Below are 21,910 nucleotides of genomic sequence, written 5' to 3'. Positions count from 1 at the left end.
TGCTAGCGCGGCCAGGCTGCGCTGGGCGGCGGCCCCATGAACAGCGCGCCCGAGCGGTTGAGCGCCGCACAGCCCTGCGCCGGGATGGCATCGGCGCGCGGATCATAGGTGCCTTCCAGCAGCGCGATCAGGTAGGCGGCCAGGCGGGGCACGTAATCGGTCTGGCCGGGTGCCACGGTGATCGCGGCCAGGCGCTGGAGTAACGGCAGGGCGGGGCGGGCCGCTTCGCCGATGAAGGTCAACGCATCGAGCGCCTGGACCCGTACCGGCAGCGGCTGGGGATCGTCGGCCAGGGCGATCAGCACGGGCACGGCGGCTTCGGCTTCACCAAGGCCGACCAGCGCCTCGGCGGCAACCACGCGCACCTGCGGCACGGCATCGTTCGACAGCACATCCAGCAGGGCCGCGCGTGCGGGGGCCGCTTGCGCCCCCAGCATCAACAGGCCGCGCGCGGCCCAGAAGCGGATCGCGGGGACCGGGCTGGCCAGCAGCCGCTGGAAGCGAGAGAGGTTGCGGGGCGAGCGGCTGGCAGCCCGGCTCGCCAGCGTCATCAGCTTGCGCAAGGGATAGACCGCGCGGTCGCGGCTTTCGAAATAGCCCTCGCCCGTCGCGCCTTCGGGCAGGAAGCCGTTGTCGTTGATGGCCAGCATGTGCCGGTCGAGCGCGCGGGACAGGCGAGCGGCAACCCCGGCGGCGGCAGGGGTGCCGATCAGGTTGTTCACCTCGTCGGGATCGGCTGCCAGGTCGTACAGTTCCTCGAACGGCTTTGCCTGGAAGAAGGCATCCTGCTGCGCCGTCAGTTGCCCCGCCAGGTGCAGCGCGTTCCATTCGCGATAGGCGGCCTGCATCGCCCATTCGAAGGCCACGTGCTGCCCGTTTGGCCGGTGCGGCATGTAGTTGCGGATATAGCGCCAGCGCCCATCGGTAACGGTGCGCACCAGGTCATACCGCTCGTCCATCCGGTCGCGGAAACCGAAGGCATAGGTGACAGGCTGGCCGATCCGCTGGCCCAGCAGCGGTTTGCCGGTCATCTGCGGCGGCTGCGGCACTCCGGCGATGGACAGCAGGCTGGCGGGCACGTCCAGCAGGGTAACCGGCGCCTGGGAGACGCTGTCGGGCATACCCGGGGCCAGGTGCTGCCATCTGGGCGGCACGTGGACCACCAGCGGCACGCGCAGGCCTTCCTCATAGCAATAGCGCTTGGAGCGGGGCAGCACGCCGCCGTTGTCGCCATAGTAGATGACGATGGTATCGTCGGCCAGGCCATCGGCCTCCAGCTGCGCAAGCCAGTTGCCGATCTCGGCGTCCATTGCTTCCATCGCGTTGTAGTACCTGGCGATATCGGCCCGGATCACGGGGGTATCGGGCAGGAAGGCGGGCACGCGCACGTCCTGCGGCGTGACTGATCCCTCGCGTGCGCTGCACATGGAATTCTCGTGCGTGGTGCCGGTGTTCAGCACGCACAGGAACGGCTGGCCCGGCGGGGTCATGCGCCAGTGGCCTTCCACCCCCTGCACGTCCCAGATCGCCTGCGGATCGACATCGCAGTTGTAATCGGTCTTGGGGTTGTTGATGCAGAAATAGCCGGCGGCGCGCAGCAATTCGGGATAGGTCTGGAACCCTTCGGGCAGGCGGGCCTGCGCGCGCATGTGCTGGGCGGGCGAGCAGGAGCGCGGGTCGATTCCGGTCAGCAGGCCAAAGCGCGAAGGGGCGCAAACCGGCGCCACGGAATAGGCATTGCGGAACAGTACCCCGCGCGCGGCCAGCGCATCGATATGGGGGGTGCGGGCCAGCCGGTCGCCATAGGCGCCGATGTAGGGGTTGTTGTCCTCGCTGACGAGGCACAGGATATTGGGCCGTTCGCTCCCGGATTGTCCGCGCGCGGCGGTGGCGGCCAGGCCCGCCAGGCCGAGGGTGCCGCCCAGCAGGGCGCGGCGGGACAATCCGGTCATCGCGCTTCTCCCAACGCTGTTTGCAACTGTGCGATCTCGTCGTCGGACGGGTGCCACGGCGAACCGACCAGCCCGCCGGGGCCCACAATGGCGCGGATCATCGCCGCCGTGTCCGGCTGCTGCGAGGCCGCTTCGAGGTCCGCGGCCAGCGGGTCGTCCACCGGTCCGTTATCTCCGCGCACGTGGCGCAGCCAGGCAGCAAGCCCGCGCATGATTGCGGTCGAGGATAGCCCCTGCGCCTGCCGCTCGGCCAGCACGGCCAGCCAGCGCTGCGGCAGCTTCTGGCTGCCATCCATGGCTATCTGCGCCAGCCGGTGCTGGAGGGCCGGATTCTCGAAGCGGGCGATCAGCGCCTCCGCATAGGCGGGCAGGTCCTGCCCTGGGGCCGTGCGGATGGTGGGGGCCGCTTCGTCCAGCATCAGGCGCTGGACCAGAGTCCGCAGGTCCGGATCGGCAATCGCCTGGTGGACGTAGGTGTGGCCCTTCGCCAGTCCGCAATAGGCCAGCAGCGAATGGGCGCCGTTGAGCATCCGCAGCTTGGCGGTCTCATATGGTGCAACATCGGCCACGATCTGCGCGCCGTGCTCCTCCCAGCGCGGGCGGGGGCCGGCAAAGCGGTCCTCGATCACCCACTGGCTGAAGCTTTCGGTGAAGATCGCACCCTCGTCGCGCACGTCTCCCAGCAGGGCCTGCGCCTCGTCGAGGTTGGCAGCAGTCATCGCCGGGACGATGCGGTCCACCATAGTCTCCGGACAGGTGCATTCGTGGGCAAACCAGCCTGTCGCCTGCGGCTGGTGCGCCGCCAGCCATTCGCCCAGCAGCTTTTCCAGCACGCGGCCATTGTGCGCCAGGTTGTCGCAGGACAGTAGCGTCAGGCCGAGGAGCCCGCTGGCGTGCCGCCGGGCCAGCGCCTCGCCCAGCAGGGGGTAGAAACCCTGTGCGGCGAGGCTCTGGTCAAGCGAACCGTCCGGCCGCCGGCAATAGCCCTTCTCGGTCACGGTGAAGCTGGCGATATGGCAATCCGGGCTGGCGATCAGGTCCACGATCCGCTGCCGGTCAGCATCGGCCAGCAGCACCTCGCGGATCGCGCCCATCACGCGGGTGCATTCCCCATCTGCGCTGCGCTCGGTCAGCGAATAGAGGCCATCCTGCGGATTGAGCTGCTCACCTACGGCGGGCGAGCGCATCGAGACGCCGGTGATCAGCCAGCCATTTTCACCTGCATTGAGAGCCTTGTCGGTGTACCAGGCCAAGTGCGCGCGGGCGAAGGCGCCCAGGCCGAAATGCACGATGCCTTGGGCCTGGCTTGCGCGGTCATAGTGCGGCGCATCCAAACCCTCGGGCAGGGCGGAGAGGCTCGCTTCGCTCAGCCGGGTCACAGCCTGTAGGCCGCCTTTGCCAGGTTATAGGCGAGGTCCACCGCCAGCTCTGCCGCCTCGTCCAGCTCCAGCCGGTGTTCCACCACCAGTTCCGCCAGAAAGCCGCAGTCGATCCGGCGCGCAAGGTCATGCCGCGCGGGGATGGAGAGGAAAGCGCGGGTATCGTCGTTGAAGCCCACGGTGTTGTAGAAACCGGCCGTCTCGGTCACCATGCGGCGATAGCGGCGCATGCCTTCGGGGCTGTCGTGGAACCACCAGGCCGGGCCCAGCTTCATCGCCGGATAGTGGCCCGCCAGCGGGGCCAACTCGCGGGCATAGGCCGTCTCGTCCAGCGTGAAGACGATCAGCGACAGGCGCGGATCGTTGCCGAAGGCACCCAGCAGCGGTTGCAGCGCGGTGACGTAATCGGTCGCCATCGGGATATCCGCCCCCTTGTCGCGCCCGAAGCGGTCGAACAGCGGCTGGTTGTGGTTGCGGAAGGAGCCGGGGTGAAGCTGCATCACCAGCCCGTCATCCAGGCTCATCCGCGCCATCTCGGTCAGCATCTGGGCGCGGAACAGCTCGGCATCGGCGGCGCTGGCGGGGCCGGACGAGACGCGGGCGAACAGGGCCTCCGCTTCGGCAGGCGCAAGGTCGGCGGTGCGCGCGGTGGGGTGGCCGTGATCGCTCGACGTGGCCCCAGCGGCGATGAAATCGGCCCGCCGCTGGCGATGGGCGGCAATGTAGCCCGCCCAGGTGCGGCAGTCCTGCCCAGTCAGTGCGGACAGCTTGTCGAGGTTGTCATGAAACCCCTCGAACTCGGGATCGACCACCGGATCGGGGCGATAGGCGGTCAGCACGCGACCCTGCCAGCCGCTGGCGGCAATGGCGTGGTGGTGTTCCAGGCTGTCGAGCGGGCTTTCGGTTGTGGTGATCACCTCGATGTTGAACCGCTCGAACAGCGCGCGCGGGCGGAAGGCCTCGGTGGCCAGCGCATCGGTGATCGTGTCGTAGTAAAGGTCGGACGTTTCGGCAGAGAGCCGCCGGTCCAGCCCGAACACCTCCACGAACACCCAGTTCAGCCAGATGGCGGAAGGCGTGCCGCGGAACAGGTGGAAGTTGCTCGCCAGGATGCGCCAGGCCTCGCGCGGATCGGCCGCCTTGTTGCGGATACCCAGCTCCTCCAGCCGCACGCCCTGCGAATAGAGCATGCGGAACAGGTAGTGGTCGGGCTTCAGCAGCAGTTCGGTGGCATTGCCAAAGTTGGCATTGCCGGCAAACCAGCGCGGATCGGTGTGACCGTGCGGGCTGATGATCGGCAGCTTCTCGACCAGGGCAAACAGGTCGCGGGTCACGGCGCGGGTGGCGGGATCGGCCGGAAACAGGCGATCCGGGTTGAGGGCAAGCGGCATTGCAGGCATGGGATCAGCCGATCAGCTGGCTGAAGCGGTCACGCTTGGCCTGCATGGCGCGGCGCGCCTCGGCAATCACGCGTTCCTCGGTGGCGAACAGCAGGCTTTCGAGCACCTGGCTGAGGTGCGTGCGCATGGCGGCGCGGGCCGTAGCGGGTTCGCGCGACATCAGGCCATCCAGGATGGCGCGGTGTTCGTCCACCACCGGCTTGATGTTGGCGGTGCGGGCCTTTTCGTGGAGCAGGGCGGCCTCGGGTGAGGTCTGGCGCAATTCCCACAGACGCTCGACCGCTTCCACCAGGGCGTTGTTGCGGGTGGCTGCGGCAATGGCCATGTGGAATTCCCGGTCGGCATCCACGGTCCATTCCGGCGACTGGTTCTCCTCGGCGATCTGATTGACCAGTTCTTCCAGCCGGACCAGTTCCTCGTCGGTAATCTGCGAGGCGGCGAGCGCAGCGCACTCGCCTTCGATCAGCAGGCGCGCCTCGGTCAGCTCGATGGCGGAGATGTTGAAGCCGGCCAGGTCCTTGTCACCTCCCGGCAGGGCCTTGACATAGGCGCCCGAGCCGATGCGGACATCGATAAGGCCCTGCACTTCCAGCGCGATGATCGCCTCGCGCACCACGGGGCGGCTGACGTTGTAGATCACTGACAGTTCGCGCTCCGCCGGCAGCTTGGCCCCGACAGGATACTTGCCGCTGGCCAGGTCCTGCATCAGCATCCCGGCAATGTCCTTGTAGAGCCGGAGGTGACCGCCGCTTTCGCTGTTCATTACCAAGACCTTCCTGCAACCTGCCTTACCACCTTGACAGACCAATCTGGGGTGGTCAAGAGAACGCTACCACATCCGCTCTCACTCAATCGGAATAATGCATGAAAATCACGTCTGCCAAGGTCATCGTCACATGTCCGGGCCGCAATTTCGTGACGCTGAAGATCGAGACCGACCAAGGCGTCTACGGCATCGGGGATGCCACGCTGAACGGGCGCGAAAAGGCGGTGGTCGCCTATCTGGAAGATCACGTGATCCCCTGCCTGATCGGGCGCGATCCGGGGCGGATCGAGGATACCTGGCAATATCTCTATCGCGGGGCCTATTGGCGGCGCGGTCCGGTGACCATGCGCGCCATCGCGGCGGTGGACGTGGCGCTGTGGGACATCAAGGCCAAGATGGCCGGAATGCCGCTGTACCAGTTGCTGGGCGGGCGCAGCCGCGACAAGGTGATGGTCTATGGCCATGCCAACGGGGCCGACATCGCCAGCACGGTGGAGGCCGTGGGCCGCTATATCGACATGGGCTACCAGGCGATCCGCGCGCAGACCGGCATTCCCGGCGTGGAAAAGGCCTACGGCGTGGGCCGGGGGGACATGTACTACGAACCTGCCGACGCGGCGCTCCCCACCGAGACCGGCTGGAACACCGCCAAGGCACTGGATTACATCCCCAAGCTGTTCGCCAAGCTGCGCGACACCTATGGGTACGAGCACCACCTGCTGCATGACGGGCACCACCGTTATACCCCGCTGGAAGCGGCGCAGATGGGCAAAGCGCTGGAGCCGTTCCGCCTGTTCTGGTTCGAGGACTGCACCCCGGCGGAAAACCAGGAAGCCTTCAAGCTGGTGCGCCAGCACACCACCACGCCGCTGGCCGTGGGCGAAATCTTCAACACCATCTGGGACTGCAAGGACCTGATCCAGAACCAGTTGATCGACTATATCCGCGCCACCATCGTGGGCGCGGGCGGGGTGACGCACCTGAAGCGCATTGCCGATCTTGCCAGCCTCTACCAGGTGCGCACCGGCTGCCACGGGGCGACCGACCTCTCGCCGGTGACGATGGGCACGGCGCTGCACTTCGATACCTGGGTGCCCAACTTCGGCGTGCAGGAATACATGCGCCACACGCCCGAGACGGACGAGGTGTTCCCGCACGATTACAGCTTCGCCAAGGGCTACATGACCTGCGGCGAGAACCCCGGCCACGGCGTTGATATCGACGAGGCGCTGGCCGCGAAGTATCCCTACAGCCCCGCGCAGCTTCCCGTGGCGCGGCTGGAAGACGGGACCATGTGGAACTGGTGAGCACGCCCCGGGTGATCCTCGCCGGCGAGGCGATGCTGGAGCTGTCTGCCCGCGCAGGCGGCTTGTGGCAGATTGGCTATGGCGGAGATACGCTCAACACCGCGGTCCACCTCGCCCGGCTGGGCTGCACCGTGGCCTATGCCAGCGCGCTGGGCAGCGATGCCTTCAGCGCCAATCTGCGCCAGCAATGGCAGGCCGAGGGGCTGGACTGCTCGCTGCTGTTGACCGACCCTGCGCGCAGCACGGGGCTCTATTCCATCTCGCTGGACGCTGCAGGGGAGCGGACTTTCTCCTATTGGCGCAGCGACAGCGCGGCGCGGCAGATGTTCGCGCTGCCCGACAGCGCCAGGCTGGCCGAGGCGCTTGGTGAGGCACAGGTGCTGGCCTTTTCGCTGATCTCGCTGGCGATACTGCCGATGGCGGGGCGCCACCTGCTGCTGGATGCCGCGCGCAAGGTGCGGGCGGCCGGGGGACAGGTGGTGTTCGACGGCAACTTCCGCCCGCGCCTGTGGGATTCGCAGGCGGAGGCAGCGCACCTGCGCGATATTGCCATTGCCGTGGCCAGCATCGGCTTGCCCACGCTGGAGGACGAGGTGGCGCTGGGTCTGCCGGATGACGCGCAGGCCGTGGCCGCACACTGGCAGCGGCTGGGCTGCGCGGAAACCGTGGTAAAGCTGGGCGCAAAAGGCTGCCTGTTGCCCGACGGCACTTTGGTCCCCCCGCCACAGGTGCTGCAACCGGTCGATACCAGCGGGGCGGGGGATGCCTTCAACGCGGGTTACCTCGCCGCGCGCCTTGCCGGGGCATCACCGCATGACGCGGCCCTGCGCGGGCACGCCCTGGCCGGCTGGTGCGTGATGCGCCCCGGCGCTATCCCGCCGCGCGACGGGCAAGCGCCCTACGCCTGAGCCTGAACCCTATGCTTTAGCGGGGCGCCCGCGCAGCAGGCTCCACAGCACCACGGCCCCCACCAGGTCCAGCGCGGCCAGCGCGATGAACAGCGGGTTGTAGCCATAGGCATCGGCGCTCTGGCCGATCAGGAAGGTGAACCCCAGGCCACCGATCCAGGCCACCGTACCCGCCATGCCGCTGGCCGTGCCCACGGCGCGGGCATCGAACACGTCCGAACACAGCGTCAACAGCGCGCCGTTGAGCATCTGGTGGGCAAAACCGCCCAGGCAGAACAGGGCAATCGCCACTTCCGGCGATCCGGCCAGGCCGATGAATGCGAGGCCCCCCATGCACAGCGCGCCCACGGTCATGGTGATCTTGCGCGAGGCGATCAGGCCGGCCCCGCGCCGCATCAGCCAGCCGGGCAGGATCCCCGCCGCCAGCGATCCCAGATCGGCGGCGACGAACGGCAGCCAGGCCATCAGGGCAATGCCCGCCAGGTCCACATTCCACACCGCCACCAGATATAGCGGGATGAAGAAGTTGAACGTCTGCCAGGCCGGTTCGGCCAGGAAGCGGGGAATGGCGATGGCCCAGAAACCGCGTGATTTCAGCACCTCGCTGCGCGTGGCGGGTTTGGCCACGCCTTCCTCCACGTCGCGTCCGCCCTCGATGTGGGCGCGTTCTTCCGGCGTCAGGCGCTTGTGGTCGGCCGGATCGCGATAGCCGATCCACCACATCCCGGCCCACACCAGGCTGAGCGCGCCGGTGACCACGAAGGCCGATTGCCAGCCCCAGGTGACGATGCAGAAGATCACGATCGGCGGGGCCAGGATCGATCCGAAGCTGGTGCCGATCTGGAAGGCGCTGGTGGCCAAGGGCCGCTCGCGCGGGGGGAACCACTGGGCCACGGTCTTCGTGCCGGCGGGGATGGCGGCTGCCTCGGTTGCGCCAAGCAGGCCGCGGAAGAAGGCGAGGCCCTGCCAGCCGGTGGCAAAGCCGTGCGCCATGTTGGCCAGCGCCCAGCCGACGGCGAACAGGAAGAACCCAAGCCGGTTGCCCAGCGCGTCCAGCACCGATCCGGCCACCGACTGCATCACCGTGTAGCTGGCCTGGAAGGCCATCACGATATAGCTGTATTCCTCGGTCGTGAGGCTCATCTCCTCCTTCAGCGTGGGCGCCGCCACCGACAGGGTGGAACGGGCGAGGTAGTTGAGCACCGTCCCCAGCGTGACCAGGGCGATGATCCACCAGCGCAGGCGACCGATCCGTTGCAGCATGAGCGCGCGCCTTACCTGAGGGCCGAGATTTCGACGGCGGAGACGATCGCCTCGCCAGTCACGGGGCGGAAGTGCAGGTCCAGCACGCCGCCGGTCACCGTCGCTTCCACGGTTTCCACCTGCTCGGTCAGCACCGCCCCGGCGCGGGCGCGGACGTCATAGGCAGAAAGGACCGGCGTGCCGTTGGCCAGCACGTCGAACACCCGCTCGCCCACGGCCTTGTCCGGCTCCACGAAAGTCAGCGCCACGCGGTAGCGGCCATCGGCCAGCGGCAGGCGGTAATGGAAATCGCCCCGGCGGTACGTGGCAGCAATGTCGCGGCGGCTTGTGCCGGCAATGCTGGCAGGCACGGGCGGTCGGCCACGCGGGGTCTGGTCCATATTCCCGGCGCTGCCGCCGACGAAAAAGTTGTCGGAGCCGAAGCGCACCTCGGCATTCGCCGCCAGGATAGCGCCGCTGTCGATGCGGAAGCTGCCCACCTGCGATGCGGCGAGTTGCCAGGTCACCCGGTCTTCAACCGGCCCGCTGGCGAAGTCCGCGCTGGCGACCACCACGTTCTCGCCTTCGCGCAGGGCCACATTGGGCCACACGCAAACGCTGTGCGGGCAATCGGCAAGCGTGCCGATCACCTGCCCGTTCACCGTCAGCGTGGTGCGGCTCGCGTTGGAATAAACCCGTACGTCGGTCACCTGATAGGCACGGTCGACATAGCGGCGGCCGTTGATGTGAACGGTGGGATTGTCCGACCAGTTGGCGCGGTAGAAGTAGTAGGCGTCCTTGCGGATCGACCGGTCATAGCTGACCAGCCCCTTGGTATTGATGTCCTGCGCATCGCCCTCGCGCCGCACCGTGGTACCGAAATCGAAGCTGTTCCACAGCCAGGTGCCCCACAGGTAGGTGCGCGGTTCAAGCTGCTTCCAGCTCTCTTCGTGGAACCAGCTGGCATATTCCTCGGGCTGGGTGCGGCCGCCCATGTCGATCGGACCGCCCAGCGGGTTGTCGGTGTGCAGGGTATCTGCCGCGCCCGCGCCGTATTCGCTGATCGACAGCGGCTGGCCGGGGCGCTTGGCGCGCAGGCCGTCAAGGTGCGGCCCCAGGTCCTGCGGGCGACCGTAATACCAGCCGTAGTACAGGTTGGCGCCCACGGCATCCACCGTCTCCGCAACTTCGGGCACGTCGACCATGCCGCGGTTCTCGCAGCAGTGCGCCAGTACCACCGGGCGCGAAGCATCGGTGGAACGGACCAGGCCGGCCAGCTCCTCCAGCAGAGGAATCGGATCGGCCACTACTTCTGGCGGGCGGCCCAGGAAGTCCGGGCGGCCGGGGCCGAAATCCACCTCGTTGGCAATGCCCCAGACGGCGACCGAAGCATGGTTGCGGTTCTGCGCGATCATGTCGGCCACCTGCTGGCGGGCATTGGCCACGATGCCTGCCGGCGTCTCGGTCTGGTCGCGCTGGTTGGTCCAGGCGGTGACCAGGCCGATCTCGTCCCACAGCACCAGGCCGTAACGGTCGGCCAGGTCGTGCACCGGCTGGCCGTGCTGGTAGTGGGTGAGGCGGATGCTATTGGCCCCCATCTCGCGGATGATGCGGATGGATTCTTCCACCTGTGCCGGGGTCATCGCCCAGTCGGTCTGCTCGTTGTCCTGGTGGAAGCCTACGCCCACCAGGCGATAGGGCGCGCCGTTCAGGATAAAGCCGCGCTCCGGGTCCAGCGCCATGGTGCGGATGCCGAAGGACTGGTCCACGCTGTCGAGCAGTTCGCCCGCAGCGCTCCGCAGCTCGAAGCGCAGGGTGTGCAGGTAAGGGTCGGCCACGCCGCTCCACAGGCGCGGATTGCTGACGGTGAGGCTGGCAGGCACCTCGGCCAGTTCGCCAGCGGCAAGGGTGCGCTCGGCGCGGGTGCTCGCGATCTGGGTGCCCTGTGCATCGAGCAGCGTGGCGGTCACCACCACGCCTTGCGGCCGGCTGCTGTCGTTGCGGGCGCGCATGGTCAGCGCGATGTCGGCGCTGGCGGCATCGGCGCGCAGCGTGGTGGCATAGACGCCGGGGCCACCGGCATCCAGCAGGTCGAAATGCACCGGCTTGGTCAACACCAGGCTGACCGGGCGATAGAGGCCGCCGCGCACGAAGAAATCGCCCGTCATCGGCAGCACGTCAGCCGTCTGCGCCCCTTCCGTCAGCGGGGCGGTGTTGTCCACCTTCACATAGAGCGCGTTGGTGCCGCCGAAAGTGACCGCGTCGGTCACGTCGATGCGGAAGCGGGCGAAGGGGTTGCGATTGGTGCCTACCAGGCGGCCGTTCAGCCACACCTCGGCCGTGCGGCTGGCGGCGTCGAATTCCAGGAAGGCGCGGCCCTGGCCATCGCGCGTCGGGGCGGCGAAGCTGTTGTAGTACCAGCCCACGCCCTGCACCTTGTTGACCGTTTCGGCGGTGTTGGTGTGGCTGGCGGGATCGGACAGGTAATAGCCCACCCGGTTCCATGTATGGGGGACGCTGACCACTTCCCAGTCCTCGTCATGCGGGCGCTCGGCGGCAGCGGCATCCGTGCCGGCCAGGTTGAACTGCCAGCCTTCGGCCAGGGGAACGCGCTGGCGGGGGCTGGCGCTATCCTGCGCGGCGAGATGGGCGGGCAAAACGGCCACCAGTGCGCATCCCGCCAGAGCCAGGGCAGTCCTTGTCAGTCCGGTCATTGGTCCGATTCTCCCAGATCTTCCATTCAGTGGCCTAAACGCAGCAAGCCGGACAAAATGCCAAGCATGCCGGGTCGCCACATTTTCGATGCCTGGATTTCGCTTGGCAGATAATTGGCCTTACCACAAGGCCAGACCGGGGGCAAAGTTAGGGGTAAAGGGCGAAGGATGGCCCCGTGAGCCACGGTTGCACTGTGGCGCTGATGCATCATGTCATCACCTGAAAGGCCAAGCTGGTTGACGACTGGCAATATTTCTGCAAGTCCAGAATAATTCAATTGGTCATACCGAAAATTCAGGGAGATGAAAATGCGGTCGATTTCATGGCTGCTGGCGACTGCCGCCGGCATGGCTTTCGCGAGTCCTGTGCTGGCCCAGCAGGTGGTGGCTCCGGATAATGCGCAGGCAGCAGACGATACGGGCGGCAGCGACACCATCGTGGTCAGTGGCTCGCGCATCGATCGCGCCGGCTTCATCGCGCCCAGCCCCACCACGGTGATCGGCGAACAGGCGATCGAAGACCGGGCAACGGTTAACATTGCCGACATCATCAACGAAGTGCCCAGCTTCCGCCGCACCAATGCGCCGGAGGCCGGCGGCATCGGCAACCAGGCGATCAACTCGCCCGACCTGCGCGGCCTTGGTGCCACCCGCACGCTGGTGCTGCTCGACCGGATGCGCCTGCCCTCGGTCAACTTCCCCGGTGCCACCGTGGCCGGTGCGACCGACCTCAACCTCATTCCCTCGGCGCTGATCAGCCGGATCGACGTGGTCACCGGCGGCGCTTCGGCCGCCTATGGCTCGGGCGCGATCGCGGGCGTGCTCAACCTGCAGATGAACACCCGGCTGGAAGGCCTCAAGGGCAACGTCCAGTACGGCGAGACCAAGTATGGCGATGCCGAGGACAGCTTCGCCTCGCTGGCCGGCGGCCTCAGCTTTGCCGATGGCCGCGGCCATATCGTGGTGGGCGGCGAGTATGGCAACAACGAGGGAACCGGCCTGGTCAACGACCTGCGGGCATGGGGCCGGGCCAACGTTGCCTCGGTGTCCTTCGGCGCCAATCGTGCGGCCAACCTGCCGGCCAACCTGATTACCGATAACGTCCTGTGGGGCACGCTGACACCGGGCGGCCTGATTGCCAACTCGGCCGCCAACCCGGCGGCGCTGCGCAACCTGCAGTTCGTGGCCGGATCCGGCGGCGCCGTGACCACCGCGCCGTTCGATGTGGGCCTGTACCAGGGCCAGATCGGCACCCGCATGGTCGGCGGCACCAACGCGGCCGACTATCAGGTGCTGCGCGCAGCCACAGAGCGCTACAGTGCGGCAGCCAATGCCACCTTCGAGATTACCGACGGGATGGAACTGTGGGCCCGCGGCCTCTATGCGCAGCTCAATTCGGAAAACATCAGCGCCCAGATTCGCGCCGCACAGCCGGGCGGCACCGCCAACTTCCTGTCGATCAGCCGCAACAACCCCTATCTGCAGGCAGCGCTGACCCCGGCGCAACTGGCGCTGATCCCGGCGAACGGCTCGCTGACCATCGGCTACCTGGGCAACGATTTTGGCCCGCCGATCATCGACACCGACAGCGAGACCTACAGCCTGGCCGGCGGCCTGCGCGGTGATGGCCCCGGCACCTGGCAGTGGGATCTGGGCGTGCAGTACGGTCGCAACAAGACCATCCAGGACCAGTCGAACACCGCGATCACGGCCAACTTCCTCAACGCCATCAACGCGATCACCCTGAACGGCCAGACTGTCTGTGCCAGCCAGGCGGCGCGCGATGCGGGGTGCCAGCCGATCAACATCCTGGGCCGCGCATCCTATTCGGATGCGGCCTACAACTATGCCTTCGGCACCGCGCACTCGGAAGCAGTTTCCACACTGCTGGAAGCCAGTGCCAATGCCAGCGGCGAACTGGGCAACCTGTGGGCGGGGCCAGTCTCGGCAGGTTTCGGCTTCGAATACCGCGAGGAAACCTTCGTCACCGCCGTGGACCCGATCAGCCAGGCCGGTGCCTTCAACGCCCGCGCCCCGCGTGATTTCCCCAAGGCCGGCGTCTCGGTGACCGAAGCCTATGTGGAAACGATCATTCCGCTGCTGAGCGAGGACTGGTTCACCGGTTCGCTGGAGTTTAACGGTGCTGCCCGCGCCACGGACTACAGCACCTCGGGTGACGTGGCGACGTGGAAGGCGGGTCTCGTCTGGCGGCCGATTTCGGCCATCATGGTGCGCGGAACGATGTCGCGCGACATCCGCGCGCCCAGCCTGACCGAGCTCTATACCGCGGCCGTCACCGTGGTGCCGCGCCCAACCTTCGCCGATACGCGCGCTGCCTTTGCCGGCCAGACGTCTTACCAATATGACAGCGTGACCGGCGGCAACCCCGGCCTCAAGCCGGAGATCGGCCGCACGGACAGCTTCGGCGTGGTCTTCACGCCCGGCTTCCTGCCCGGGTTCAACGTCTCGGCGGACTACTTCGACATCAAGGTCAAGCAGGCCATCGGCGCCACGGGCGCTGCCACTTCGCTGACCAACTGCATCGGCAGCGGCACGGTGGATGTGACCAGCCCCTATTGCGGCCTGATCACCTTTGCCAACAACGATCCGCTGGCAGGCCGCGTGCTCTCGGTGCTGTCGCAGAACGCGAACTTCGCCCAGTTCCAGACGCGCGGCATCGACTTCGCGCTGAACTATGTGGTGCCGGTGACCGACTTCCTGACCGGTGAGGAGGCGCGCATCACGCTGAGCTCGCAGGCCACGCACGTGATGGAGTACCGCTCCACCTTCGACGTTTCGCGCACGTTCCCCAACGGCGTGAACCGCGCCGGGCAGAGCGGCACGATCTTCGGCGGCACGGCGGGCATCCCCAGCTGGGTCGCCAACACCACGCTAGCCTATCGCGGCAGCCGCCTGTCGGCCAACGTGCAGTACCGCTTCATCAGCAAGGGCCGCTTCAACAACCAGTTCGTGGGGCCGGATGATCCCAGCTACAGCCCCACGCTGTTCAACTCGATCAGCGACAACATCGTGCCCGCCCGTGGTTACGTGAACGTGGGCGCCGCCTACAACCTGGGCACCGACGAGCGGAAGATCGAGGTCTATGGCACGGTCAACAACCTGCTGAATCAGGCCCCGCCGCTGCCGGCATCGGGTGGTGGCAACGCGTGGTACGACCTGCTGGGCCAGACCTGGCGCCTGGGTGTGCGCTTCGAAATGTGATCGGGGCTTCTCTCCCATACCCGATCATGGGCGGCAGGTGGGCGACCGGGACACAACGGTCCGCACCTGCCGCCTGCCCTCGATAACCGTGATGCACCCTTGCGGAGATTGCCGATGACCCGTCTTGCCGTCCTTACCGCTGCTGCCCTGCTGCTGGCCGTCGCGCCCGCCGCAGTGGCGCAGGACACGCCTGCCACCGCCGAAGCGCCCGCCATGCGCAGCCGCATGATGACCGCGCTGAGCGGCTGGGAGGTGGAGCAGTACCTGGCCCGCAATGACGTGCTGTTCGTGCCGGTGGGCCCGGTGGAACAGAACGGCGGGATGCCGACCGATGTCGAATACGTGATCCCGCTGGCCTACGCCATGGAGCTGGCCGAAAAGGGCGACGGGCTGGTTGCGCCGTACCTGGCCTATTTCTATCCCGGCGGCACCACCACCAGCCGCGGCACCACCTATGTCTCGACTTCGGACAGCCTCCCTTACCTGAAGGCGCTGGTCCGCTCGTGGGTGCGCCAAGGCTTCCGCCGGATCGTGTTCCTCACCTCGCACGGCCCCTCGCAGCAGACCATGCTGCCGCTGGTGCGCGAGACGTTCGACGAGCTGCACGTTCCGGTGCTTTGGATGGGCACCGACATGGTGCGCGCCTGGGCACCGGGCGAATCGCGTCCGGGTTTCGGTGACGGCCCGCCCAACGCGCGCGAGCTGGTCAGCTTCGGTTCCTACCAGATCGTCGGCCGGCTGAACGATATCCCCGTCAACGTAACCCAGCCGCGCCACGAAGTGCTGCGCGATCCCAGCCAGCTTTCGCGCTTCGTGCCGCCGTTCAGCGGCACCCCGGCGGGCAGCTTCTATTCCGATCCGGTGCTGCACGGCGGCTTCGTGGAGCCGATCAGCGAGGAACAGCGCGCCCGGTGGGGCCGCGAGGGCGCGGACTATATCCGCAGCCAGGTGGCATCGTTCGATGTAAACGGCATGCTGGCCGAACTGCGCCGGCGTGACGAGTTCACCCGCGTGCTGGAAGAACGCTACGGCGACCTGCTGCCGGGCGAACGCCGCTAGTCGCGCAGCATCCCCAGCGGCACGGCATCGGCCATTGCGCGGTTGCCGGCATCGTTGGGGTGCACGTGATCGCCCGGATCGAAGGCGGGGTTGATCCGCAGCGGATCGGCGGGATCGCGGGTGGCGGCATCGAAATCGATCACCGCATCGAACCGCCCGCTGGTGCGGATCCAGGTGTTGACCGCCTGGCGCATGGCCTCGCCCTCCTCGCTCCAGAACGGCAGGCCGCCCGTGGGCAGCACCGTGCCGCCGGCAATCTTCAGCCCGTGCAGGCGGGCGCGGGTGACGAGCTGGTCCAGCCCGGCGATGATCGCTTCCGCCGTGGCGCGCTGGCTGGCGGGCATGCTGGGCATGATCGTCATGTTGATGTCGTTGATCGATTCCAGCACCACCACCCAGCGCGCACCGGGGCGGCTCAGCACGTCCTCGGTAAAGCGGGCCAGCGCCGCCTCGCCCGCGCCGGGGCGCAGCACGCGGTTGCCGGAGATGCCGGTGTTGATGACGGACCAGCCTGCGAGTGCCGGATCGGCCTGTAGTCGCTCGGCCAGCAGTTCCGGCCACGCGTGGTTGGCCCCCGGCGTGGTGGCATAGCCTTCGGTGATCGAATCCCCGAAGGCAATGATCGCGCCGCCCTGCGGGTGGGCGGGAACGGTGATCCCGCGTAGCCAGAAATAAGCCGAGCCGCGCTCTGCGCCGGGGAGCGCTGTGTCGGCCGTGCGGTTGCCCTGGGCCACGAAGTGCGATTCCAGCCCGATGCCGTCCACCGTTTCGGTGGGGGTTTCCCCGGGCAGGTAGACCGAGATGGCCAGCTTGGTCAGCGGCCCCACGGCCAGGTCCACATGGTCGCTGACCAGCCGCGTGCCGGGTTGCAGCACCACCTGCTCCGCGCCGCCGAACGTTACCACCCGGTCTGTGCCCGGCAGGGTGGAGCCATCATCCCCTGCCAGTGCCACGCGGACCGCGCCGAAATGCACCGGCGCCGCGCCGTGACGGTTGGCAAATTCCAGCCGCACCTGCGCGCCTGCCACGCTGGTGCGGGCGACCATGCGCAGCGTCTGGTCGTGCAGCACGGCGGGATAAGGCAGGCGCGGATTGGGCGGCGGGGGCTGGTCTGCCGGCGGCGGGGGAGGCGGCGGGGGCGGGGCGCGGCCTTCACCGAAGGGCGATAGCGGCGGCGGTTGCAGCGGCAGGGCGGTGCCCCAGGTCTCCTGCCAACCCTGCGCCAGCCCCGGCAGCGGGGCGATGGCGAAAATGGCAGCGAAAATGGCGGTCAGCAGGCGCATGAACATGTCTTCTCCCTGCGGCCAGCCTAACGTCGTCATGCGAACCACGCAAACGATTGCTCGCGTCGGTCGTTGCGCTATGCTGGCGGTAACCGGAGAGGATACCGCCATGATTTGCCGCCTGTTCGCCATGGCCCTGCTGGGCCTTGCTGCCGCCCCGCTGGCCGCGCAGGATAACCCTGCCGCCCCGCCCGTGCCGATGGGGCGGGACTATCCGGCGGTCAACGGCACCTCGATCCAGTGCCCGCTGCCCCAGCCGCGCGATGCGGAAGCGCTGGCCAACCAGTTCGAGCACCGCCCCCGCGACCTTGACGATATGTCGCTCATGGCGGCCAGCTTCTTCGGTGGGGACAACCCGGCGGCGAATGCCTTCCGCGCCCGCCAGGCGGCGCAGTTCGCCACCGACTGGCCCTTCCGCTGCCGCTATCGCGATGCCAACGCCGACCTGGCTGCAAGCGGGGTGCGCCCGCGCGTGGTGTTCATGGGCGATTCGATAACCGAGGGCTGGGTGGAGGCAGACCCGGCCTTCTTCGCCGACAACGGCTTTGTCGGGCGCGGGATCAGCGGGCAGAGCAGCCCGCAGATGCTGGCCCGCTTCTGGCAGGACGTGATCGCTCTCAACCCGCAGGCGGTGCACATCATGACCGGAACCAACGATATCGGCGGGGCCACCGGCCCGATTACCGAGGAGGAGTACCTCGGCACGGTCAACGCCATGATCGACCTGGCGCAAGCCAACGATATCAGGGTGGTGCTGGCCGCCATGCCGCCGATGTCGCGCCTGCTGCCGCGGCCCGATTTCGACACCCGGCCCGTGGTGCCGCACCTGAACGCGCGGCTGGCCGAGCTGGCGGCGCGCGAGGGGGTGACCTTTGTCGACTATTTCACCCCGCTGGCCGCGCCGGACAATGCCTTCAACCCTGCCTATGCCAATGACGGGGTGCATCCCACGCGCGCCGGCTATGCCGTGATGGAGCCGCTGGCGCGCGTCGCCATAGCGACAGCGCTGGCGGACTAGTCCGAAACGGTGCTGCCGCGCACCACCAGTTGCGGTTGCAGCATCACCGATTCCACTTCCTCGCCCGCGATCTTGCGGAACAGGATGTCGACCAGGGCCTCGGCCCCGGCCTCCAGGTCCTGCCGCACGGAGCTGAGCGCGGGCACGGTGCGCCGGGCCAGGTCCAGGTCATCGAAGCCGATTATCTTCACATCCTGCGGCACCGCGCGCCGCCGGTCCAGCAGGGCCTGAAGGGCGGTGATGGCGATGGTATCGGACGTGGCGAAAATGCCGTCCAGCTTGTCCGCCAGGTCAAGGAAGCCGGCGATGTCCTCCAGCGCCTGTTCGGGCGTGAAGTGGACCGGCAGCGTGGCCCCCACGGCCCCCTCCACCCCGCGCAGGGCGTCGCGGAAGCCGTTCAGCCGCTGCTCCACCTCCGGCACGGAAGGGTCGCCGAAGAAGGCCAGCTTGCGGCAGCCCAGCGACAGCAGGTGTTCGGTGGCCAGCTTGCCGCCCAGCCGGTTGTCGCTGCCCACCGAGCAATAGATCTGGTCGGGCAGGGCCGCGCCCCACACCACCAGCGGGTTGTAGAACCGGGCGACCGAGTTGATCACGTCGCTCTGGTTCGACTGGCCAATGATGATCATGCCATCCACCCGGCCGGTATCGACCTGGCGGGAAAGCCATTCGGGATCGTGTGGTACCACCTTGCTCAGCAGCAGGTCATAGCCGCGATCGGCAATCCGGTCGGCGATATAGCCCAGCAGGGTCATGAAAAACGGGTCGGAGATGTGCTGGCTCTTCTCATGCCCCAGCGGCACGATCACCCCCACGGTGCCGGTGCGCCCGGTGCGCAAGGATCGGGCCATGTTGCTGGGGCGGAAGTCCAGCTCGCTGGCCAGCGCGCGGATGCGCTCGCGCGTGGTGGCGGAGATGTTGCCGGTGCCCGCCAGCGCGCGGCTGACCGTGGCGGCTGAGACGCCGGCAATGCGCGCCAGGTCCTGGATGTTGTTGGGCCTGGCCGCCCGTGCCCCCGTCTTGGCCCCAGACTTGCCGCCAGCACTTTTGGGCACGAACAGGCCTCCCCCGATTGGTCCGCGCGCACCGGAACCAAATTGGCCGCCCCGGTCAAGTGCAAAGGTGCTGCAAAGGGCGGTTGATTTCGTCCGACGGCGACCGTATGACCTTCAGCAATCGATTGCAGCGCGAAAACGCGTATCAGGCAATCACGGGAGAGATCATGCGCAAGACGGGCCTTCGCCGCACCCTTACCACCCTGGCTCTGGCTGCCACCGCGCTGGCTGCCCTGCCGGTTGCCGCGCAGGTGCAGGCCGGCCAGCTGACCGCCGGGGCCGCGCGGGTGGACATCACCCCCGCCGCCGGGGAACTGCCGCCCGGATCGCAAGGGATCCTCGATTCGCTCTATGCCCGCGCCATCGTGCTGGGCAACGGGCAGACCCGCGCCGCGCTGCTGACCGTCGATGCCGGGGGCCTGCCCACCGCGCTGTGGGAGGAACTGCGCACCCGCGCCGAAGCCGAACTGGGCATCCCGCGCGACCAGTTCCTGCTGACCGCCACCCACACCCACAGCGCCCCGTTCCAGCGCGCGCCGGGCTATGCCGACCAATTGTTCGCCGCAGTGCGCCAGGCCGCCGCAGCGATGCAGCCCGCGCGCATGGCTTTCGGCACCGGGCAATCGTGGATCAACGTCAACCGCAACATCATCGATCCGCAGACCCGCCGCTGGTGGGAAGGGCCGAATTACGAAGGCCCGTCGGACAAGACGGTGGGCGTGCTGCGGCTGGAAAGCCTCGAAGGTGCGCCGATCGCGGTCTATTACAACTATGCCGTGCATCCGGTGATTACCGGCAACCTGGACATGATCAGCGGCGATATTCCCGGCGCGGCCTCGGCCTACCTGGAAGCGTCGATGGGCGGCGATGCCGTTGCCGTGTGGTCCAGCGGCGCATCGGGGGACCAGAACCCGATCTTCTTCAACCAGACCTATGACCTGCGGGCGATCCGCGTGGCCGACTATGCCGCCCGGGGCGAGGATATCTCCAACGCCATGCCGCCGGGCGGGCAGGGGCTGGATCGCAACAACCCGCGCGTGCAACTCCTGCTGGACCAGCAGAAGCAGGTGAACGCGGCTCTTGGCCTGATGCTGGCGGAGGAAGTGCTGCACGTGATGCGCGCCAATCTCCAACGCCCCGAGCAAGAGGTGGTGATCGACGGCGCGCTGCAAACCGCCACCTGCCCCGGCCGCCGCCGGCTGGATACGGGACGCGCGGGCTATGCCGGCACCTATGAGGATGCCGATCCGATCCCGCTGCAACTGTCGATGCTGCGGCTGGGCGATGTCTACATCGGCGGGGTGGATGCCGAAGTGTTCAACCCCATCGCCACCCGCTTCAAGGCGGCATCGCCCCACGCCAACACGATGTTCGCTTCGCTGACCAACGGCACGGCCCGCTCGGGCTATATCCCGCATGATGCGGCCTATGGGCAGTACACCTTCGAGGTGATCTCCTCCCGCCTCAAGCCGGGTTGCGCGGAAACCGCGATTGTTGACGGGCTGACGGACCTGCTCGAGGCCGTGGAATGATCCTGCGTCCGCTGGCGGGCGCGGCCCTGCTGCTGGCGGCGGCCTGCGCGCCCGCGGTAGCGCAGGAAGATCCGCGCATATCGCCCGATGGCACGGTGCGGCTGGACGGGGTGAGCATTCCGCTGTCCGGCCTGATGAGCCAGGAAGGGCGCGATTACGTGCGCCACCTGATCGTGGACAAGCCCTTCGGCACCCCGGTGCCCGACCTGGCGCAGGAGCGTGCCCGGCAGGACGGGATCATGTTCGCCTTCCTTGAACCGATGCGCCGCCGCTATGCGGTGGACATTGCCGAGGGCCGTATCGGCGGCGTGGTGGTGGACGTGGTGACGCCCGCCGCCGGCATCGCGCCGGAAAATGCCCACCGCGTGCTGGTCAACGTTCACGGCGGCGGCTTCACCACCGGCGCGCGCTCCGCCTCGCTGGTGGAATCGGTGCCGCTGGCCGCGCTGATGGGGATCAAGGTGGTCTCGATCGATTACCGCATGGGGCCGGAGCACCAGTTTCCCGCTGCCAGCCAGGATGTGGCGGCGGTCTATGCCGAACTGCTGAAGACCTATCAGCCGCAGCACATCGGGCTGTTCGGCTGTTCTGCCGGTGGCCTGCTTGCGGCCCAGTCGATCGCCTGGTTCCAGGCGCATGACCTGCCGCGCCCGGCTGCGGTGGGGGTGTTCTGCGCCTCGCTCAGCGGCTATTTCGGTGGCGATGCCACGGCCACCAGCGGTCCCTTGCTGGGCATGCTGCCGCCGCCCGCCGATGCGCCCCGGCGCGGGCCGCCGCCCGCCAGTGGCCCTACTTATATGGGTGAGGCGCGGGCAGACGATCCGCTGGCCTATCCGCTCGCCTCGCCAGAGGTTGTGGCGCAGTTTCCGCCAACGTTGCTCATCAGCGGCACGCGCAGCTTCGAGTTTTCCGTGGCGCTCAATTCGCACAACGCGTTGACCCGCGCGGGCGTGCCTTCGCAATTCCACGGATGGGACGGGATGTTCCACGGGTTCATCTACAATTCCGAGCTGCCCGAAGCGCGCGAGGCCTACGCCATCATGGTCGATTTCTTCCAGACCCACCTTGCGGAGTGA

At 67.6% G+C, this 21,910-nt stretch carries 16 protein-coding genes; 7 read left to right on the top strand and 9 right to left on the bottom strand.

Going from position 1 to position 21,910, the window contains the following annotated elements; translation table 11 throughout:
• Positions 1-2: 2 nt before the first annotated feature.
• Genes GRI99_RS01210 through GRI99_RS01195 form a run of 4 tightly spaced genes read right to left on the bottom strand, consistent with a single transcriptional unit; the run spans position 3 to position 5,494 of the window.
• On the bottom strand, positions 3-1,952 hold the full coding sequence (locus GRI99_RS01210; protein ID WP_160770187.1) for a sulfatase-like hydrolase/transferase: 1,950 nt from the start codon (positions 1,950-1,952) through the stop codon (positions 3-5).
• The gene (locus tag GRI99_RS01205) at positions 1,949-3,331 is read right to left on the bottom strand and encodes a mannitol dehydrogenase family protein (protein ID WP_337192827.1); all 1,383 of its coding nucleotides are present in this window, start codon (positions 3,329-3,331) and stop codon (positions 1,949-1,951) included. Before GRI99_RS01205 ends, GRI99_RS01210 begins: the two co-directional genes overlap by 4 nt.
• A complete protein-coding gene (gene uxaC, locus GRI99_RS01200; protein ID WP_160770186.1) occupies positions 3,328-4,731 on the bottom strand; it encodes a glucuronate isomerase in 1,404 nt (467 codons plus the stop codon). Before uxaC ends, GRI99_RS01205 begins: the two co-directional genes overlap by 4 nt.
• Positions 4,732-4,735: 4 nt before the next feature.
• A complete protein-coding gene (locus GRI99_RS01195; protein WP_160770185.1) occupies positions 4,736-5,494 on the bottom strand; it encodes a FadR/GntR family transcriptional regulator in 759 nt (252 codons plus the stop codon).
• 101 nt (positions 5,495-5,595) lie between these two features.
• On the opposite strand from GRI99_RS01195, the gene manD reads away from it, so the two are divergent.
• Together manD and GRI99_RS01185 are read left to right on the top strand one after the other, a co-directional pair.
• On the top strand, positions 5,596-6,804 hold the full coding sequence (manD, locus tag GRI99_RS01190) for a D-mannonate dehydratase ManD (RefSeq protein WP_160770184.1): 1,209 nt from the start codon (positions 5,596-5,598) through the stop codon (positions 6,802-6,804).
• Entirely contained in the window at positions 6,798-7,712 is a 915-nt protein-coding gene (locus GRI99_RS01185; protein WP_439098420.1) for a sugar kinase, read from the top strand. The genes manD and GRI99_RS01185 overlap by 7 nt, the downstream gene beginning before the upstream one ends.
• 9 nt (positions 7,713-7,721) lie before the next feature.
• Here GRI99_RS01185 and GRI99_RS01180 read toward each other — a convergent pair whose 3' ends face one another.
• The 3 genes from GRI99_RS01180 to GRI99_RS01170 all read right to left on the bottom strand — a co-directional run bounded on the left by GRI99_RS01180 (position 7,722) and on the right by GRI99_RS01170 (position 12,018).
• Positions 7,722-8,975 (bottom strand): MFS transporter, encoded by a 1,254-nt coding sequence (locus GRI99_RS01180; RefSeq protein ID WP_160770183.1) that lies wholly within the window; start codon positions 8,973-8,975, stop codon positions 7,722-7,724.
• Positions 8,976-8,986: 11 nt separating this feature from the next.
• Positions 8,987-11,620 (bottom strand): glycoside hydrolase family 2 TIM barrel-domain containing protein, encoded by a 2,634-nt coding sequence (locus tag GRI99_RS01175; RefSeq protein WP_337192826.1) that lies wholly within the window; start codon positions 11,618-11,620, stop codon positions 8,987-8,989.
• Positions 11,621-11,694: 74 nt separating this feature from the next.
• Positions 11,695-12,018: a hypothetical protein gene (locus GRI99_RS01170; RefSeq protein ID WP_160770181.1), complete on the bottom strand. Its 324-nt coding sequence runs from the start codon at positions 12,016-12,018 to the stop codon at positions 11,695-11,697.
• Here GRI99_RS01170 and GRI99_RS01165 point away from each other — a divergent pair.
• Both GRI99_RS01165 and GRI99_RS01160 read left to right on the top strand, forming a co-directional pair.
• A complete protein-coding gene (locus GRI99_RS01165) occupies positions 12,017-14,890 on the top strand; it encodes a TonB-dependent receptor plug domain-containing protein (protein ID WP_160770180.1) in 2,874 nt (957 codons plus the stop codon). The two genes, GRI99_RS01170 and GRI99_RS01165, sit on opposite strands and share 2 nt — an antisense overlap.
• 114 nt (positions 14,891-15,004) lie before the next feature.
• Complete coding sequence (locus GRI99_RS01160; RefSeq protein ID WP_160770179.1) at positions 15,005-15,949, top strand: creatininase family protein; 945 nt, start codon at positions 15,005-15,007, stop codon at positions 15,947-15,949.
• On the opposite strand, the gene GRI99_RS01155 is transcribed toward GRI99_RS01160, so the two are convergent.
• The gene (locus tag GRI99_RS01155) at positions 15,946-17,238 is read right to left on the bottom strand and encodes an SGNH/GDSL hydrolase family protein (RefSeq protein WP_202392882.1); all 1,293 of its coding nucleotides are present in this window, start codon (positions 17,236-17,238) and stop codon (positions 15,946-15,948) included. The two genes, GRI99_RS01160 and GRI99_RS01155, sit on opposite strands and share 4 nt — an antisense overlap.
• Positions 17,239-17,341: 103 nt before the next feature.
• Between GRI99_RS01155 and GRI99_RS01150 the strand changes: the two genes are divergently transcribed.
• Positions 17,342-18,250, top strand: a complete 909-nt coding sequence (locus tag GRI99_RS01150; RefSeq protein WP_160770178.1) for a GDSL-type esterase/lipase family protein — start codon at positions 17,342-17,344, stop codon at positions 18,248-18,250.
• Here GRI99_RS01150 and GRI99_RS01145 read toward each other — a convergent pair.
• Positions 18,247-19,302 carry a substrate-binding domain-containing protein gene (locus GRI99_RS01145; RefSeq protein WP_160770177.1) on the bottom strand — a complete coding sequence of 352 codons (1,056 nt, stop codon included), beginning with the start codon at positions 19,300-19,302 and terminating at the stop codon, positions 18,247-18,249. The genes GRI99_RS01150 and GRI99_RS01145 overlap by 4 nt on opposite strands.
• Positions 19,303-19,469: 167 nt before the next feature.
• Here GRI99_RS01145 and GRI99_RS01140 point away from each other — a divergent pair, with 167 nt between their 5' ends.
• Positions 19,470-20,834: a neutral/alkaline non-lysosomal ceramidase N-terminal domain-containing protein gene (locus GRI99_RS01140; RefSeq protein WP_160770176.1), complete on the top strand. Its 1,365-nt coding sequence runs from the start codon at positions 19,470-19,472 to the stop codon at positions 20,832-20,834.
• Entirely contained in the window at positions 20,831-21,910 is a 1,080-nt protein-coding gene (locus GRI99_RS01135; RefSeq protein ID WP_160770175.1) for an alpha/beta hydrolase, read from the top strand. Before GRI99_RS01140 ends, GRI99_RS01135 begins: the two co-directional genes overlap by 4 nt.

It is taken from the genome of Alteraurantiacibacter buctensis (assembly GCF_009827655.1).
In the GTDB taxonomy this organism is placed as follows: domain Bacteria; phylum Pseudomonadota; class Alphaproteobacteria; order Sphingomonadales; family Sphingomonadaceae; genus Alteraurantiacibacter; species Alteraurantiacibacter buctensis.
Note: the sequence above shows the minus strand (reverse complement) of the source record. Positions and strands in the feature narration are given on the sequence as shown.